At 58.2% G+C, this 15881-nt stretch carries 17 protein-coding genes; 13 read left to right on the forward strand and 4 right to left on the reverse strand.

The annotated features are described in order from the left end of the window. The first annotated feature begins 118 nt into the window (after window positions 1-118). The 3 genes from CFB04_RS18515 to CFB04_RS06560 all read left to right on the forward strand — a co-directional run bounded on the left by CFB04_RS18515 (window position 119) and on the right by CFB04_RS06560 (window position 4584). The gene (locus tag CFB04_RS18515; protein WP_088534528.1) at window positions 119-2062 is read left to right on the forward strand and encodes an ATP-binding cassette domain-containing protein; all 1944 of its coding nucleotides are present in this window, start codon (window positions 119-121) and stop codon (window positions 2060-2062) included. Further along, entirely contained in the window at window positions 2059-3162 is a 1104-nt protein-coding gene (locus tag CFB04_RS06555; RefSeq protein WP_088534529.1) for an ABC transporter permease, read from the forward strand. Before CFB04_RS18515 ends, CFB04_RS06555 begins: the two co-directional genes overlap by 4 nt. Before the next feature lie 300 nt (window positions 3163-3462). Continuing rightward, window positions 3463-4584 carry an ABC transporter permease gene (locus tag CFB04_RS06560; RefSeq protein ID WP_088534530.1) on the forward strand — a complete coding sequence of 374 codons (1122 nt, stop codon included), beginning with the start codon at window positions 3463-3465 and terminating at the stop codon, window positions 4582-4584. On the opposite strand, the gene CFB04_RS06565 is transcribed toward CFB04_RS06560, so the two are convergent. After that, window positions 4579-5112, reverse strand: coding sequence for an isoprenylcysteine carboxylmethyltransferase family protein (locus CFB04_RS06565; protein ID WP_157698742.1), 534 nt, complete (start codon window positions 5110-5112; stop codon window positions 4579-4581). The genes CFB04_RS06560 and CFB04_RS06565 overlap by 6 nt on opposite strands. 180 nt (window positions 5113-5292) lie before the next feature. Here CFB04_RS06565 and CFB04_RS06570 point away from each other — a divergent pair, with 180 nt between their 5' ends. From CFB04_RS06570 to galU, 8 genes are all read left to right on the forward strand, one after another. Then, entirely contained in the window at window positions 5293-5604 is a 312-nt protein-coding gene (locus tag CFB04_RS06570; RefSeq protein ID WP_088534532.1) for a YggT family protein, read from the forward strand. A 1-nt stretch (window position 5605) separates the two neighbouring features. Next, window positions 5606-6058 carry a DivIVA domain-containing protein gene (locus CFB04_RS06575; RefSeq protein ID WP_088534533.1) on the forward strand — a complete coding sequence of 151 codons (453 nt, stop codon included), beginning with the start codon at window positions 5606-5608 and terminating at the stop codon, window positions 6056-6058. Further along, on the forward strand, window positions 6055-6360 hold the full coding sequence (locus CFB04_RS06580; RefSeq protein ID WP_088534534.1) for a DUF167 domain-containing protein: 306 nt from the start codon (window positions 6055-6057) through the stop codon (window positions 6358-6360). Before CFB04_RS06575 ends, CFB04_RS06580 begins: the two co-directional genes overlap by 4 nt. A 73-nt stretch (window positions 6361-6433) precedes the next feature. Then, a complete protein-coding gene (locus tag CFB04_RS06585; protein ID WP_088534535.1) occupies window positions 6434-6685 on the forward strand; it encodes an FmdB family zinc ribbon protein in 252 nt (83 codons plus the stop codon). 275 nt (window positions 6686-6960) lie between these two features. Next, window positions 6961-7806, forward strand: coding sequence for a bifunctional methylenetetrahydrofolate dehydrogenase/methenyltetrahydrofolate cyclohydrolase FolD (gene folD / locus CFB04_RS06590; RefSeq protein WP_088534536.1), 846 nt, complete (start codon window positions 6961-6963; stop codon window positions 7804-7806). A 64-nt stretch (window positions 7807-7870) separates the two neighbouring features. Beyond that, entirely contained in the window at window positions 7871-8518 is a 648-nt protein-coding gene (locus CFB04_RS06595; RefSeq protein WP_088534537.1) for a methylenetetrahydrofolate reductase C-terminal domain-containing protein, read from the forward strand. A gap of 172 nt (window positions 8519-8690) precedes the next feature. Then, window positions 8691-9560, forward strand: coding sequence for a methylenetetrahydrofolate reductase (locus CFB04_RS06600; RefSeq protein WP_088534538.1), 870 nt, complete (start codon window positions 8691-8693; stop codon window positions 9558-9560). A gap of 71 nt (window positions 9561-9631) precedes the next feature. Continuing rightward, the gene (gene galU / locus CFB04_RS06605) at window positions 9632-10495 is read left to right on the forward strand and encodes a UTP--glucose-1-phosphate uridylyltransferase GalU (RefSeq protein ID WP_088534539.1); all 864 of its coding nucleotides are present in this window, start codon (window positions 9632-9634) and stop codon (window positions 10493-10495) included. Between the two features lie 12 nt (window positions 10496-10507). Here galU and CFB04_RS06610 read toward each other — a convergent pair whose 3' ends face one another. Beyond that, window positions 10508-11434, reverse strand: coding sequence for an energy transducer TonB (locus CFB04_RS06610; RefSeq protein ID WP_088534540.1), 927 nt, complete (start codon window positions 11432-11434; stop codon window positions 10508-10510). 235 nt (window positions 11435-11669) lie between these two features. Between CFB04_RS06610 and CFB04_RS06615 the strand changes: the two genes are divergently transcribed. Next, window positions 11670-12602 (forward strand): TerC family protein, encoded by a 933-nt coding sequence (locus CFB04_RS06615; RefSeq protein ID WP_197692593.1) that lies wholly within the window; start codon window positions 11670-11672, stop codon window positions 12600-12602. A gap of 24 nt (window positions 12603-12626) precedes the next feature. Here CFB04_RS06615 and CFB04_RS06620 read toward each other — a convergent pair whose 3' ends face one another. Further along, a complete protein-coding gene (locus CFB04_RS06620; protein WP_088534541.1) occupies window positions 12627-13706 on the reverse strand; it encodes an AI-2E family transporter in 1080 nt (359 codons plus the stop codon). 70 nt (window positions 13707-13776) lie between these two features. Beyond that, entirely contained in the window at window positions 13777-15093 is a 1317-nt protein-coding gene (locus tag CFB04_RS06625) for a hemolysin family protein (RefSeq protein ID WP_088534542.1), read from the reverse strand. Window positions 15094-15252: 159 nt separating this feature from the next. Here CFB04_RS06625 and lexA point away from each other — a divergent pair, with 159 nt between their 5' ends. Then, the gene (gene lexA, locus CFB04_RS06630) at window positions 15253-15852 is read left to right on the forward strand and encodes a transcriptional repressor LexA (RefSeq protein WP_088534543.1); all 600 of its coding nucleotides are present in this window, start codon (window positions 15253-15255) and stop codon (window positions 15850-15852) included. Window positions 15853-15881 lie beyond the last annotated feature (29 nt).

Genomic DNA, 15881 nt, shown 5'->3' on the forward strand with positions numbered 1-15881 from the left:
ACCCGCTCCCGCTCCGCACCTCCCAATATCGCTTTATTACAACTTTTCCTCTGGGCCTCTGTGTCTCTGTGGCGAATTTAGGCGCAGTGTCTCTGTGCCTCTGTGGCAGGTTAGGTTCATGGATGCAATTACAACAGACAACCTCACCAAGCGCTTCGCCGGAGTAACCGCCGTCTCCGGGCTCTCCCTCTCGGTGGCGCAGGGGGAGCTCTTCGGCCTTATCGGCCCCGACGGGGCGGGTAAAACCACAACCCTGCGGATGCTTGCCGCCATCATGGACCCGGATGCCGGAGAGGCCCGTGTGCTTGGGCGTGACACGGTGCGCGAAGCAGCTCCCCTCAAGAACGACATCGGGTACATGAGCCAGCGGTTCGGCCTCTACCCTGATCTCACGGTGCTCGAAAACATCCACTTCTATGCCGACATCTTCGGTGTCTCGAAGAAGGAGCGTGCCCCACAGGTGGAGCGCCTACTCACCTTCAGCAACCTCGGCCCCTTTCGCGGGCGACTTGCCGGCAAGCTCTCGGGTGGCATGAAGCAGAAGCTCGGCCTCGCCTGCGCACTGATCCACAGGCCGAAGATACTCCTGCTAGACGAGCCCACCAACGGCGTGGACCCGGTTTCCCGCAGGGATTTCTGGCGAATTCTCTATCAGCTGCTTACCGAGGGTGTCACAATCTTCGTCTCCACCGCCTACCTCGACGAAGCCGACCGCTGCCACCGGGTCGGGCTTCTCCACGAGGGAAAACTCCTCGCCTGCGACGCGCCGATGAAGCTCCGGTCCCTAGTCTCGGGGCAGGTCCTGGAGATCGCCACTTCCGACGCCCGCCGAGCGGCACCTTTTCTGCGGGAGCGGTTCCCAGGACATCCGGTGGGCGTCTTCGGGGACAAGATCCACATAACTGCCACCGATCCGGAAACGACCTCTTCGGCGGTGGAGGAGGCCCTGCGGCAGGCTGCAATACCCTATCATCCCCCCCGCACTGTGGAAGCGAACCTGGAGGACGTCTTCGTTTCGATCCTCACGGCCTCCCGTTCCGATGAAGACGCTGTGCGCCCCTCCGCCGCTTTCCCGGCTGAGGTGCCAAGAGCGGCATCCGATCGGCAAGGCCAAGAGCCCCCTTCCGTATCGCTGCGATCGCTGGGAAAGCGGTTCGGGGACTTCACCGCCGTCGCAGGGATCAGTCTCGACGTTCGCCGGGGAGAGATCTTCGGGTTCCTCGGCCCCAACGGAGCCGGGAAATCGACCACCATCCGGATGCTCTGCGGCATCCTCCCTCCTTCAGCCGGCACCGGCACGGTGGCAGGGTATGACGTGGTGACCCAGGCGGAGGAGATCAAGAAAAACATCGGCTACATGAGCCAGCGTTTTTCACTCTATGAAGACCTGACGGTTGAGGAGAACATCGATTTCTACAGCGGGATTTACCGCATTCCACCTGACAGGCGCCGGAGCAGAAAGGAGTGGGTGATAGAGATGGCAGGGCTCGCCGGGCACCGGCGATCGCTGACGGGAAACCTTTCGGGGGGGTGGAAACAGCGCCTCGCTCTTGGATGCTCCATCCTCCACCAACCGCCTGTGATCTTCCTCGACGAGCCGACCTCCGGGGTCGATCCGATCAGCCGCAGGCAGTTCTGGGACCTCATCTACCACCTGTCGGCTGAGGGTGTGACGGTTTTCGTTACAACCCACTACATGGACGAGGCGGAGTACTGCGACCGGCTCGGGCTAATCTACCGGGGCGAACTGATTGCCCTCGGTTCTCCGGCGGAACTGAAGACGCAGCATATGCCGGAACAGGTGCTGGAAGTATCGTCCGAACGCCCCCAGGAGGCGATGGAAGTCCTTGAAAATCTGGCCGGAGTAAAGCATGCCGCGCTCTTCGGTCAGAGTATTCATGTGGTAGTCAAGGAAGAGAAGACTGGAGAATCGGAACTTGCAAGGGCTCTGGCCGACCGCAACTTCAGAGTCACGGCGATCAACCGGATACTTCCCTCCCTGGAGGATGTCTTCGTCTCCCTAATCGAGGCACGGGACGAGCAGGATAAGGCTCAACGATGAACCTGCAGCGCGTAATAGCAGTGGCCCGGAAGGAATTCCTCCACGTCCTTCGCGACCCCCGGAGCCTCGGGATGGGCATCGGTATCCCGCTCCTTCTCCTTTTCCTCTTCGGTTATGCGCTTACCCTCGATGTGGACCGTGTCCCCCTCGTCGTCTGGGACCAGAGCGGCACCCCCGAAAGCCGCGAGTTTACGAGCCGTTTCACCGGTTCGAGCTATTTTTCCCTCCAGAGATCGGTCTCGGGTTACGGCGAGATAGAGACGGCCATCGACACCCGCCAGGCACTGGCCGCCCTCGTCATCCCCTCCGGTTTCGCCAGGAGCCTCGCGAAGGGAGACGCGCCGGTCCAACTGATCCTCGACGGGAGCGACGCCAACACGGCGACCATCGCCCTCGGCTACGCCGAAGCGGTAACGGGCGACTATTCCCGGCGGATTTCCCTCCACCCGACGCCGCTTCTCGACCTGCGCCCCCGGGTCTGGTTCAACGACGAGATGGAGTCGCGAAACTACATATTCCCCGGGCTCATCGCAGTGATCATGATGGTGATCACCGCCCTTCTCACCTCGCTCACCGTGGCTCGCGAGTGGGAGACGGGGACGATGGAGCAGCTCATCTCCACTCCCCTCACCGGGGGAGAAATGATCGCCGGAAAACTGGTGCCCTATCTGGCCATCGGGCTCCTCGACCTGATCCTCTCGGTGCTCGTGGGCCGTTACCTCTTCGACGTCCCGCTGCGCGGCAACCTCTTGCTCCTCGCCGGACTCTCTATAGTCTATCTGGTGAGTGCTCTTTCCCTCGGGATGCTCATCAGCATCATGGCCAAGAATCAGCTTATGGCGAGCCAGCTTGCCCTGGTGGCCACCGTGCTCCCGTCGTTTCTCCTCTCCGGCTTCATCTTCCCCATCGAGAACATGCCACCCCCTCTCCAGGCGCTCACCCACATAGTAAGCGCACGCTACCTCATCGTCATCATGCGCGGCATCTACCTGAAGGACGTGGGGATGGAAGCTCTCGCGGGTGATGCGGCTTTTCTCGTGATATTCGGGGTGGTGGTTCTGGCGGTGGCGATGCGGAAATTCCGGAAGAAGATAGGCTGAAACTTCTAATCGGCCACAGAGACACAGAGGCACGGAGGAAGCTTAAAAATCTTTAACAGGATGGACAGGAGGGGCAGGAGAAAATCCTCCTTCTCTCTGTTTTAACTAAACCACAGTAACACGGAGGCACGGAGAAACAGGACATTCTTTTACAGGGAGGAACAGAGAACACAGACTGATTGTTTCCAACTCAAGCAATTTGGGTTTTACCTTTTCTCCTGTATCTCCTGTCCCTCCTGTTAATATGTTGGTTTTCTCCGTGTCTCTGCGTCTCTGTGGCAAACTTGATCTAGAGGTTCCATGCACGACCGCCTGAAGGCAATGCTCATCAAGGAATTCATCCAGATGTTCCGCGACCCGCGGATGCGGTTCGTCCTCATCGTTCTTCCGGTTATGCAGACCATCATCTTCGGATACGCCGTCAACACCGACGTGAAGCAGGTGGCGACGGCGGTCTACGATCAGGACAACAGCCCGGAGAGCAGGGAGCTTGTGGCCGGTTTCACCAGCTCGGGCTATTTCAGCATAGCAGCTTACGTGGAAAGCGATGCTCACATGCGGGACCTCCTCGACCGGGGAAAGGTAAAGGCGGTAATCCACTGCGGGGCGGGGTTCGGCGAGACTCTCAGGAGCGGACGAAGCACCCCCCTCCAGCTGATCCTCGACGGGAGCGACTCCAATACCGCCGGCATTGTCCTCTCTTATGCAGGGAGGATTGCTTCCCTATACAGCGAGCGTCTGGCCGCGAAGAGCCCGGTTCCCGGTTCCTCTCCGCCCGGGCGTGTCGTGCTGCAAAGCCGTGCATGGTTCAACGAAAACCTGGAAAGCCGCAACTTCTACGTCCCCGCTGTCATAGCGAACATCGTGCTTATAATCACCATGCTCCTTTCCAGCATGGCCATCGTGCGCGAAAAGGAGATCGGCACGATTGAACAGATGATCGTTACGCCGATCCGCAAGGGTGAGTTCATCTTCGGCAAGACTGTCCCTTTCGTGCTGATAGGTTTCACCAACGTCGCCCTCATTTCGCTTGTCGCAGTCTTCTGGTTCGAAGTACCGCTTCGGGGGAGCCTCCTTCTTCTCTTCGCCGGAACCGCACTTTTTCTCCTGAGCAGCCTCGGGTTCGGGCTACTCATATCCACGGTCAGCCGGACCCAGCAGCAGGCGATGATGAGTGCCTTCTTCTTCGTCTTCCCCGCCATGCTCCTCTCCGGCTTCGCATTCCCCATCGCCAACATGCCGGAACCGGTGCAGTGGATAACTTACCTGAACCCGCTGCGTTACTACCTCATCATCATTCGAGAAATATTCCTGAAAGGTGTGGGAATAGGCACGCTGTGGCCGCAAATGGCGGGACTTGGCGCTCTCGGCTCCGTCATCTTCACCTTCGCGGTGGCCAGGTTCCAGAAGACCCTGTCATGAAGGTATGCCGAATCGCTCAGCGTAGTCGGTCATCTCCCGCAGCGCCTTTTCTTCCAGAACGATGCGGTGGCGCAGAATCAGGATATTAACTGGGAAATATGCAGCGAAACAGAGGGGCGATCGGAGCAGAAGCGGCAGCAGAATGAATTCCAGCGTCACGACGAGGTAGTGGGGATGGCGGAAAAAGCGATACGGACCATCCCGCTTCACCTTTCCGCCGGGAATGAGCACGATCCTGGCACTCCACCATTCACCCAGCGAAACCATGCTCCAGTAACGGAGCACCTGGAGTAGAAGGTACCCGGCAAGACATCCCCACGTCACTGTATCGAGCGGAATACGCCAGGGCACCGACTCGATGACGAGGGATACGAGGAACATTATGTGGAGCGCGGCGATCGGCAGGAAAGTCTCCGGATATAACTCCCTCCCTCCCCGCGCCAGCATAACCCGCAGGTTACGCCGGGTTACGGCCAGCTCCAGCAGCCTTTGCGCTATCAGCAGGAGAAATAGCCACCCCACCTGCATACATGCCCCCCAGCAAAGTACCGGCCTCTTCTGCGACCGGCAGAAACAGTCTAGCATCCGCCACCCGGAAGTCCACCCTACCCTCCCCCCGCAGGCCGCGGTTTCCTTGACATGCTGCTCAAATTTCTGTATAGAATTCCGGCATCTGTAAGCATTTATCCTGAAGGGATACACATCACCATGTTCGTTGTCGCCAATTTTCTAAACGCCGTAGCCTATGTCCTCGATTTCGTCCTCACGGTCTACATGTACATCCTCATCGCCCGGGCCATCCTCTCCTGGGTGAATCCCGACCCCTACAACCCAATCGTGAACTTCCTCTACCGCGCGACCGAGCCGGTCCTCCATCGCGTACGCCGGGTTCTCCCCGACATGGGAGGTCTCGACCTGTCTCCCCTCGTGGTTCTGCTCGCAATATTCTTTCTGCAGAAGTTCGTCATCAACTCGATGTTCGAGCTCGTCAACCGCCTGAAGTTCGGCTTAGGGGCCTGACATGAAAATTTCCCCCCTGGACATCCAGCAGCAGCAGTTCAAAGGAAAGATGCTCGGCGGCATCGACCCTGAAGACGTCGACGTATTCCTTCAGCAGGTGGCGCAGGAGATGGAAGAGCTGATCCGGGAAAATACGGAGCTGAAGGAGCAGGTGCGGCGGACGGCGACCGAAGCCGAGGAGATGAGGCAGCGTGAGGTGAACCTGAGGGAAACGATGCTGGCAGCCCAGAAGGTCATCGAAGAGATGAAGGGTAACGCTGAGCGGGAAGCGCGGCTGATCGTATCGGAGGCGGAGCTCAAGGCGGAGCGCGTGGTAGCGGACGCCGAAGCGAGCCTCGTGCAGCTCAACAACCAGATACAGGAAATGCGCCGTGACAAGGTCAAGTTCGAATCAGCGCTGAAATCGCTCCTCGACTCCCACTACCGAATGCTGACCCTGACCGAAGAGCAGTGACTGAAGACAGCCTTAAAATCAGCGAAGATGCCGAAGGAGTCACATTCTCCGTCCATGTACAGCCAAGGGCGTCACGTACCGGCATATGTGGTGTGCATGACGGAGAACTGAAGATCCGCCTGACATCCCCTCCCGTGGATGACGCCGCCAACCGGCTCTGCGTAGAGTACCTCGCCAAATCTCTCGGCATCGCCAAATCAAGCGTACGGATAACCGCAGGGGCAAAATCCCGGCACAAGACGATCCGAGCAGAAGGGGTGGATTCCGCGGCCATCTCCGCCCTCGTCCCACCAATTTCCTGACCCCTTGACAAGACCGGCGCCCAATCATTATATTTAGTCCGGACAATTTCAGATTCCAGAGGAGGAGCATGCCATGCCCGTTTACGAATATGAATGCCAATCATGCAGCAACAGGTTCGAGCTTCGCCAGAAGTTCTCCGACGCCCCCGCCAACGAGTGCCCGACCTGCGGCGGCGAGGTGAAAAAAATGATATCCAGCACGGCCTTCACCCTCAAAGGGGGTGGTTGGTATGCAGAGGGATATGGCGCCAAGAAGTCCGCAGACTCGGCACCCGCCTGCGCCTCGGGAGGAAGCTGCGCCGGATGCCCTTCGGCCGCCGCCTGAACCCTCTCTACCTGCCGTAGATGTATACGAAATCCTCCGCCCGCGGAGGATTTTTTTTGCCTGAAATCCATTTACAAAGGTAGGGCCCTTGCGTATTATTTCCGGATCATTATGACCAGCAGGTTTAATAATCTCTGGTTGCTCAAAAACAATCAGATCGTCGCACCTGCAGAAAGCCCCACGAGAGGCGTAGCTGCGCCACGCCGCACACGGCGGCTTTCGAGGAGGGGGGCGAGATGGCTGATTTTCAGCGACCTATCAAAGGAGCAATGAGTATGGCTAACATCATCGACGGCAAGGCAATTGCGGCCAAGATTCGTGGAGAGATAGCAGTTGAGGTGAACCGGCTGGAAGCCAAGGGGATCAAACCGGGGCTCGCGGTTGTCCTGGTCGGAGAAGACCCCGCCAGCAAGGTCTATGTGAGCATGAAGGAGAAGGCATGCCAGGACGTGGGGATATTTTCCGACGAGCATAAACTTCCTGCGACGACCAGCGAGAAGGAGCTCCTCGACCTGATCGACCGGCTCAACAAGGACGAGCGGATTCACGGAATCCTCGTTCAGCTCCCCCTGCCGAAACACATCGATACGGAAAAGGTCCTTGACGCCATTTCCCCTTTCAAGGACGTGGACGGTTTCCACCCCTACAACGTCGGGCGGCTCGTGGTGGGGAAGCCTGTCTTCCAGCCCTGCACCCCTTACGGCGTCATGGTGATGCTGAAGGAAGCGGGCGTGGAATTGGCGGGCAAAGAAGTGGTCGTGGTGGGCCGCTCAAACATCGTGGGGAAGCCGGTAGCATTCATGTGCCTTCAGCAGAACGCCACCGTTACCCTCTGCCACTCCCGTACGAAGAACCTCGCCGAGAAGGTTGGGATGGCGGACGTCGTCATTGCAGCAGTGGGGCAGCCGGAAATGATAAAGGGGGCCTGGATCAAGCCGGGAGCCGTGGTGATCGATGTCGGTGTGAACCGGGTAGGTGAGAAGAAGCTCGTTGGGGATGTTGAATACGCCGCAGCCAGTGAGCGCGCTTCGGCCATCACCCCCGTTCCCGGCGGGGTCGGCCCGATGACGATCACGATGCTCCTCTACAATACGGTGGAGTCTGCAAAGAGGGGTGCATAACGGCGCCGGTCGGTTGAAGCTAAACATGCAGAAAGCACTTTCTCTTTGAAGCTGGATTTCCTCTATGATAGTCAGCAGACAGAAACCATTTACCGAAATACTTACCGCTATCGGCGATAGCCGCACTGTCTTCCTCGTCGGCTGCGCCAAGTGCGCCACCGTCTGCAAGGCCGGAGGCGAAGAGGAAGTCTGGCAGATGCAGGAAGCGCTAACTGCAGAGGGGAAGGAAGTGACCGGCTCCCTAGTCATCGACGAGGCTTGCCACATGCTGCGGGCCTCCCGCGACCTACGCGGCAGGAAAGAGATGGTTGAGGAAGCGGAAGCGGTGCTGGTTCTTGCCTGCGGCGCCGGCGTGCAGTCGATCTCCTCGGCACTTCCCCAGAAAGTCATAGCAGGGCTCGACACCCTCTTCCTCGGCAACATCCGCCGCTTCGGCCAATTCGAGCAGAAATGCTCCCTGTGCGGCGAATGCATCCTCACCGGCACCGGCGGGATTTGCCCGGTCACGGTCTGCGCGAAAGGCCTGCTCAACGGCCCCTGCGGCGGGATGGACAACGGGCGCTGCGAGACCGACGCCGAACTCGAATGCGCCTGGTACCAGATCTACACCCGCCTCCAGAACCGTGGCGAAGAGGATAGCCTGCGGCGCATTATCCTCCGGAAAGACTTCTCGAAGATGCTTAAACCCGGTAAGCTGAAGAACGAGAGATGAGCGTCACACGCCCCAGGTGGTTAGGTTTCCTCCGGGATAAAAAATACTTGAGAGGAAGGGACAGGATCTGGATTTCAGGAAACCGGAACAGGTTGAAACTTTGTCCCACCGTACTGCCATTTGTGTGGACTCTCTCCTGCATATCCTGTTTCATCCCGTAAAGTAGGGTTCCATGACTTCAAGATTACAGCAGCAACTGGATGCAGGCCGGTTCGTCATCACAGCGGAGGTCTGCCCCCCCAAGGGGTGCGACTGCACCGACTTTCTCGCCCACGCACGCGCGCTGCAGCAGCATGTCGATGCCTTCAACGTCACCGACAACCAGGGGGCGAACATGAGGATCTCTCCGGTGGCTGCGGCTGCGCTCCTCGTGGGTGAGGGGATCGAGCCGATCTTCCAGATAACGTGCCGCGACCGCAACCGCATGGCGCTCCAGAGCGAACTTCTCGGCGCAGCTGCCCTCGGCGTCACAAACGTTCTCGCCCTTACGGGCGACCATATCTCCTTCGGAGATCACCGTGACGCACGCCCCGTCTTCGACCTCGACTCGGTCCAGCTGCTGCAGACAATCGCCGAACTCAATGCGGGCCGAGACATCGCAGGGAACAAGCTGCAAGGGGCTCCTTCCTTCTTTGCCGGCGCAGCAGCGGCGCCGGAAGCCGAGCCGTTCCCCCTTACCCTCATGAAAATTCGAAAGAAAGTAGAGACAGGGGCACGGTTTTTCCAGACCCAGGCCGTTTTCGAGCCGGAAAAACTCCGTCTGTTCCATGAAGCGGTGGCTCCCTTGCAGGTAAAGGTAATCGCCGGTATACTTCTGCTGAAATCTGCGGGCATGGCCCGCTACGTCACCAGAAACATCCCTGGGTTGAAGGTTCCCGATCACATTGTAGATGAACTCGAAAAAGCAGCCGACCCGCTGGAAGCAGGCGTGGAAATCGCACGAAGAACGGCAGCAGCGGCCAGGCCCTGGTGCGATGGTCTCCATATCATGGCAATGGGAAGGGAAGACCTCATCCCGCGTATCATCGAAGCCGTGCGCTGAGCTGATTCTTATAGGTCCAACAGGACCTATACGTCGTATAAGACCTATAAAATGCTTTCAAAGGAGTGGGCATGCAGGTAAAAAAGGCGGTATTTCCCGTAGCCGGCCTCGGCACCAGGTTCCTTCCCGCAACCAAATCATCTCCGAAAGAAATGCTTCCCCTTATCGACAAGCCTCTCGTGCAGTATGTGGTGGAGGAAGCCGTCGCCTCGGGAATTGAACAGATACTCTTCGTGACCGGCCGCAACAAGCGGGCCATCGAGGATCATTTCGACATCGCCTTCGAGCTGGAGGCGCTCCTCTACGAAAAGGGGAAGGACGCGGAACTCTCCCAGATACGGGACATCGCCGAAATGGTCAACATCTTCTACGTCCGCCAGAAGCAGGCGATGGGACTCGGGCACGCAATTCTCTGCGCCCGCGATTTTGTTGGTGACGAACCTTTCGCGGTTCTTCTGGGCGACGATATCATCGACGCCCCCCGCCCCTGCCTCGCCCAGCTCCTGGACGTCTACAAAAAGTACCGGGGTCCGGTGCTTGCCCTGGAGCGGGTCCCGATGGAGAACATCTCCTCCTACGGCTGCGTCAAGGCAACGACAATTTCCGAGCGGGTCTACGAGGTGACCGATCTCGTTGAAAAGCCCAAGAAGGAAGACGCCCCTTCCGATCTTGCCATTATCGGCCGTTACGTCCTTACTCCCGACATATTCCCCATACTCGAAAAGCAGGAGCCGGGGAAAGGTGGGGAGATCCAGCTTACCGATGCGATCCTGAAGCTCTCCCAGGACGAGGCTATCTACGGGTGCTGCTTCGAGGGAGTCAGGCACGATTGCGGCGACAAGCTCGGGTTTCTCAAGGCAACGGTGGACCTTGCGCTCAAGCGGGAGGAATTCAACGGTGAGTTCAGGGAATTTCTGAAGCAGAAGCTTGGGTGATGCCGGGAAGTTTCAGTGGAGACTGCGGCTTCCGCCGCTGATGATGCCGTATTGGAAGAACGCTATCAGCTTGAAGGTCTCCCTCTGGTACCCCTTGGGAAAAGAGCCTACGGGACCGATGGCTTTCAGTGTGCGGGTAACCTCCTCATCCAGTATCCGGCTCCCCGAACTCTCCAGAATCTCGGCCTTGACCACTTCGCCGTTCCTGTTGAACGTAATACGGACAGGAGTCGTACCTTCAATCCCCATCCGGACTGCATCCGGAGGATAGCGCCATACTCCGTAAACGGCATTCTCGAATCTACGCAGGAATGATCCGAACTGAATATCGTCGGTGTTGAGGAATTTGGTTTCTCCTTCTTCAACCTCCTCCCCATACTTCTTCCGATAGGACTCTTCGAGCTTCGCCATCTTCCCTGCACCGGGGAGAAGCTTCGCCAGATCCGGCACCTGCTCCCGCCTGGGCCTCGGCGCCTCTATCCCCTCCTCCCCCCGTGGGGGCTCTCGCTTCGCCGGATATCCTCCCCGCTCTGCCTGCTGCGGTGCCATCTTCCGGGAATCTCTCGGAGATGGTGCCTGCTGTGGCACCCGGGAGGGAGCCGGAAGCTGCTGTGGTTGGGGTGGCTGCGGACGGACCGGCACGGGCGATGGAACCTGCCGAGGTATCGAAGCTAACCGTTCACGCTCCCGCTCTCCCCTGGGGGCCGTCTCCTTCTCCACCCGCCTGCGCTGCTCATCCAGCCGCTTAACCTCCTCGCGCGGCTTCCCAGGAAGCTCCTTCGGCACCGGGAGATCGCGAAGCTCCACCATGTACGGCTCCTGCTTCGTCTCCCTTTTTTCAGCGGGTATAACCAGGAACAGCGCGAAAACTGCAGCGTGAAGAATGGCGGAAACCGCCAGAAGATAGAGAAAAACCTTTTCGATATACCGGTCTGACATCAGCCTCTCTACAGGTAACGCTTACTTTCGGTACACCCATTGTACCCGTCTGCCGCCGCAATGTCACCCCCTCCGCACTGCACTCCGAAATGAAGGCGGGGCAGGTATAGCGTATCGCGCCCCTTCGGGAGGTATGGTAAACCTATTGACAGGGAGACCGATTTCCATTACTACGGGAAGTCGTGCCACGACAGGCCCCTAAGCCTCCACCACCCGTCCTGAAAGGATTTCCTACATGCCATCCTCCCCAAACATGCTCTGGCTCGGCTTCGCCGGCGTGATCCTCGTCATGTTCATCCTCGACCTTGGGGTCTTCAACCGGAAGAGCCACGAGATCCGGCTGCGCGAGGCGCTGGCATGGACGATCGTGTGGGTCTCCCTGGCCCTCGGCTTCAACGCATGGATCTATTACACCATGGGGCCCACCAAAGCGCTGGAGTTCCTGACCGGCTACATAATCGAAGAATCGCTTTCAGTGGACAACCTCTTCGTCTTCATCATGATCTTCTCCTACTTCCGCGTGCCTAAGGCCCTCCAGCCGAAGATCCTCAAGTGGGGCATTCTCGGAGCCCTGGTTATGCGGGGCATTTTCATAATCGCCGGGATCGAGCTGATCGAACGCTTCCACTGGATGATCTATCTGTTCGGCGCCCTTCTGATATACACAGGGATAAAGATGGCGTTCGGACACGACGAGAAGATCGAGCCGGAAAAGAATCCGCTTGTCAGGCTGGCACGGCGGATCATGCCGGTCACTCGGCGTATGCAGGGGGACCGGTTTTTCATCAAGAAGTGCGGCAAGCGGGCGGCTACCCCACTCTTCCTCACCCTGCTCGTGGTGGAATCGTCGGACCTCATTTTCGCCGTTGATTCGATCCCGGCGGTGCTTGCAGTAACCCGCGACCCCTTCATCGTCTATACGTCAAACGTATTCGCGATCATGGGACTGCGCTCCCTCTATTATCTGCTGGCAGGGTTCATGGAACTGTTCGTTCACCTGAAGATCGGCGTCTCGTTCATCCTGGCCTATGTCGGAGTGAAGATGCTGCTGGTGGACATCTTTCACATACCCATCTACTTCTCGCTGGGGATGATCCTGGGGGTGCTGACGATATCCATCATCACCTCCGTCACCATCGGAAAGAAGCACCGGAGGCATCCCCACTGAAGCCTGCCGTCGGTCCGGCGACCGTCACATTTCCCGATGTCCACCCGGCCCCGGGAACATCTCCGCACGGTATACCTTGAACAGCTCGATGAAAAGCGCAAGGATTACGGGGCCGATCAGAACGCCCGAAAACCCGAAGGAGACCACCCCCCCCAGGATTCCGACTGCGATCACCAATACCGACAACCTTGCCTTTCCGCTGATGAAGAAGGGGCGGATGACGTTATCGATGGAACCTACCGCAACAGCGCCCCAGATGAGGAGAAAAACCCCCATCACCGTCTTTCCCTGAAGCAGCAGGTATATCGCCCCCGGTGCCCAGACAAGCGCCGTTCCTACAATGGGGATGAGCGCGCAGACCGCCATCACGGCCCCGAAAAGAAGCGGTGCGGGAAGGCCCGCTATCCAGAACCCTATCCCCCCCATTATCCCCTGAACTATGCAGGTCAGAAAAATGCCATAGATCACGGCCGACAGGACGCGCTTCACCGTTGCGATCATCAGCTCCTTACGGGACACGTCGAGAGGGACCGCCGACCAGAACTGCCGCTGGAAGTGGTCACCGTCACGAAAGACGAAGAAGAGCGCGATGACCAGGATGATCAGCTTAAGGAGGAAACCGAAGACATTCCTGGCTATTCCACCCGAATAGCTGGCTACAAGCGACGTGGCTCCCTTCAGGAGCGTGACTATGGTTCCCTTAAGGTCGATCTGCAGCCCTCCCAGCAGAGGCGTCAGCCGGTCGAGCCAGGGAGCGACGAAAGCGTGACGTTTCACGTTCTCCAGCAGATGATAGTTGTCCCCCGCCGCAAGGATCTCGAGGTGAGCATAAAGCCGGGCAGCCTCCTGAGAAAGGAGAAACGCCAGGCCCACGACGGGGCCGACGCAGACAACAGCAACGACAACCGTCATGAATCCTGCGGCGGCGTTGTCTCGCCCCCTCAGCCGATCGCGCACTCTGGTATAGAGGGGGAAAGCCGAGATGCCGATCACTCCGGCGAGGACGAGAGGGGCAAGAAAAGGGGAGATGATCGAGTAGACCTGATAGATGATGAAGAGGGTAAAGGAGAAGACAAGAAGGGTAAAGAGCAGCTTGCGGTCCATGGAATTCCCTTCAATAAGGAGTCGCCCAGGCGGCGGATCTGTGGTTTGCAGGAACGATGACGCCGACGCGTCAGTCACCCTGCTCCGGCTCATTGCGCGAAATCCGTACCTTCACGATGGCCGTCGGCGTCACCTCCTCGCAGCGCAGGAGAAAACCGCTCCATTCCAGCGTCTCCCCCTTCTCGGGGAAGCGCCCCAGCCTGTCGAGAATAAGTCCCGCCAAGGTGTCGTAGGGCAGGTCCTCTTCACCCAAGTCGATCTCGAGGATATCTTCGAGGTCGCTTATGGAAATGAGGGCATCGACGCTGAGGCTGCCGTCCGGCAGGCGCTGAACGCGACGGGGCTCTCCGATATCGTGTTCGTCTTCGATTTCCCCCACCAGTTCCTCCAGGAGGTCTTCCGTCGTCACAAGACCGCTCAGGCCGCCATACTCATCCACGACTAGAGCCATGTGAATCCGCTTGCGCTGCATCTCCTTGAGCAGATCGTTGAGACGCTTCCCTTCGGGAACATAATAAGGGGGGCGGATGATGGTATTGATGTCGAAGCCCGGATCATCCACCATTCTCCCGAGAAGGTCCTTGCTGTGGACAAAGCCGGCAATATTTTCTATGGTCTCCCGGTATACGGGGTAACGGGAATACATGTTGTCAAGCACGTAGCCGAGCATCTCCTCGCGGGGTTGCTCCAGATCGAGAGCCACCATCCGTGTACGCGGCACCATCACCTCCCGAACCGAGGTGTGGGTGAAATCGAAGATGTTCTTGATATATTCGCTTTCGACGGCTGAAACGGCTCCGGTTTCATGCCCTTCGGCGACTATATGCTGAACTTCCTCCCTCGTTATGAACGGCCGCGCTTCCGCCTTTACTCTCAGTACTGCGAGTACTGCCTTGCTGGAAGCAGTCAGGATCGAAACCGCTACGCTTCCCCACTTCGTCATCAGGTTGATCGGCCGCGCGATTACGAGGGCTATTTTGTCTGCATAGGCCAGTCCGAGAGCTTTCGGCACCAGCTCCCCTATGATGAGTGACAGGTAGGATATGACTGCAACAACGATGAACAATGAGATGGGCTCAGCTCCATCCCGCACCATCTCAAACTGTGAGGACTCAAGGACCGGCTTCAGGTACTCGCCGGCGATCAGTCCGCCTATGGCCGATGCCGCGGAGCCCACAACAGTAACCCCTATCTGAACGAGAGCCAACACCCGCTGGGGATCTTTCTGCAGATCTTCCACTATCTTCGCCCGCTCGTCCCCGGAAGCGACCAGGTGGGCGATTCTGCTCTTCCTGATGGAAATGATGGCGAACTCGGAGCAGGAGAAGAATCCGTTGACCACCACGAGAACTGCTATCAGCACCATTTCCAGAAAAACCGTATCCAAACACTCCTCCCTCAGCTTAGAATCTGGTCATTTTTACCGCTGAATACCCTTTTGTCAACTCTTTGTACATCTTCATCGTTATTAGCTCACCAATGGCTTCTTGACATGAATTTCACCTGGTGATAAGGTTGGTTACCATTTGCGAACCAAAGGAAATCAATATTGACACTGACCACCCGTCAAAAACAGGTTCTCGATTTCGTAACCACCCATCTGGAAAGCAACGGCTACCCCCCCACCCTGCGGGAAGTAGCTTCACATCTGCAGGTAAGCGGCACCAACGGAGTCCTGAAGCATCTGGACGCACTGGAGAGAAAGGGACTGATCCGCAGACACGCCGGAAGCTCACGGGGTATGAGCCTTACGGGTATATCTCCCGCCCTTTCGCTCCCGATCGTAGGCACTGTAAAGGCCGGTCTCCCGCAGACCGCATTGGAGGAGATCGAGGGATACCTCTCGGTGGACCGATCAATGGTAAGCGCCGAAGGATGCTTCTTTCTGCGGGTCAAAGGGGACTCCATGATAAACGCAGCCATAATCGACGGTGACCTGGCCCTTGTACGGCCACAGCAGACCGCCCAGAACCGTGATATCGTGGTCGCCATGACTGACGGGGAGGCGACCCTGAAGCGATTCTATCGCGGCGGGGACCACATCCGCCTCCAGCCGGAAAACCCTAACATGGCGCCGATCATCATCCGGAAAGGGGAGGACATCTCCATCATCGGCAAGGTGATCGGCGTGTACCGTCACCTCTGACCATCGTATCGGCACTTGCAGCAACACCA

Source organism: Geobacter sp. DSM 9736 (assembly GCF_900187405.1).
In the GTDB taxonomy this organism is placed as follows: domain Bacteria; phylum Desulfobacterota; class Desulfuromonadia; order Geobacterales; family Geobacteraceae; genus DSM-9736.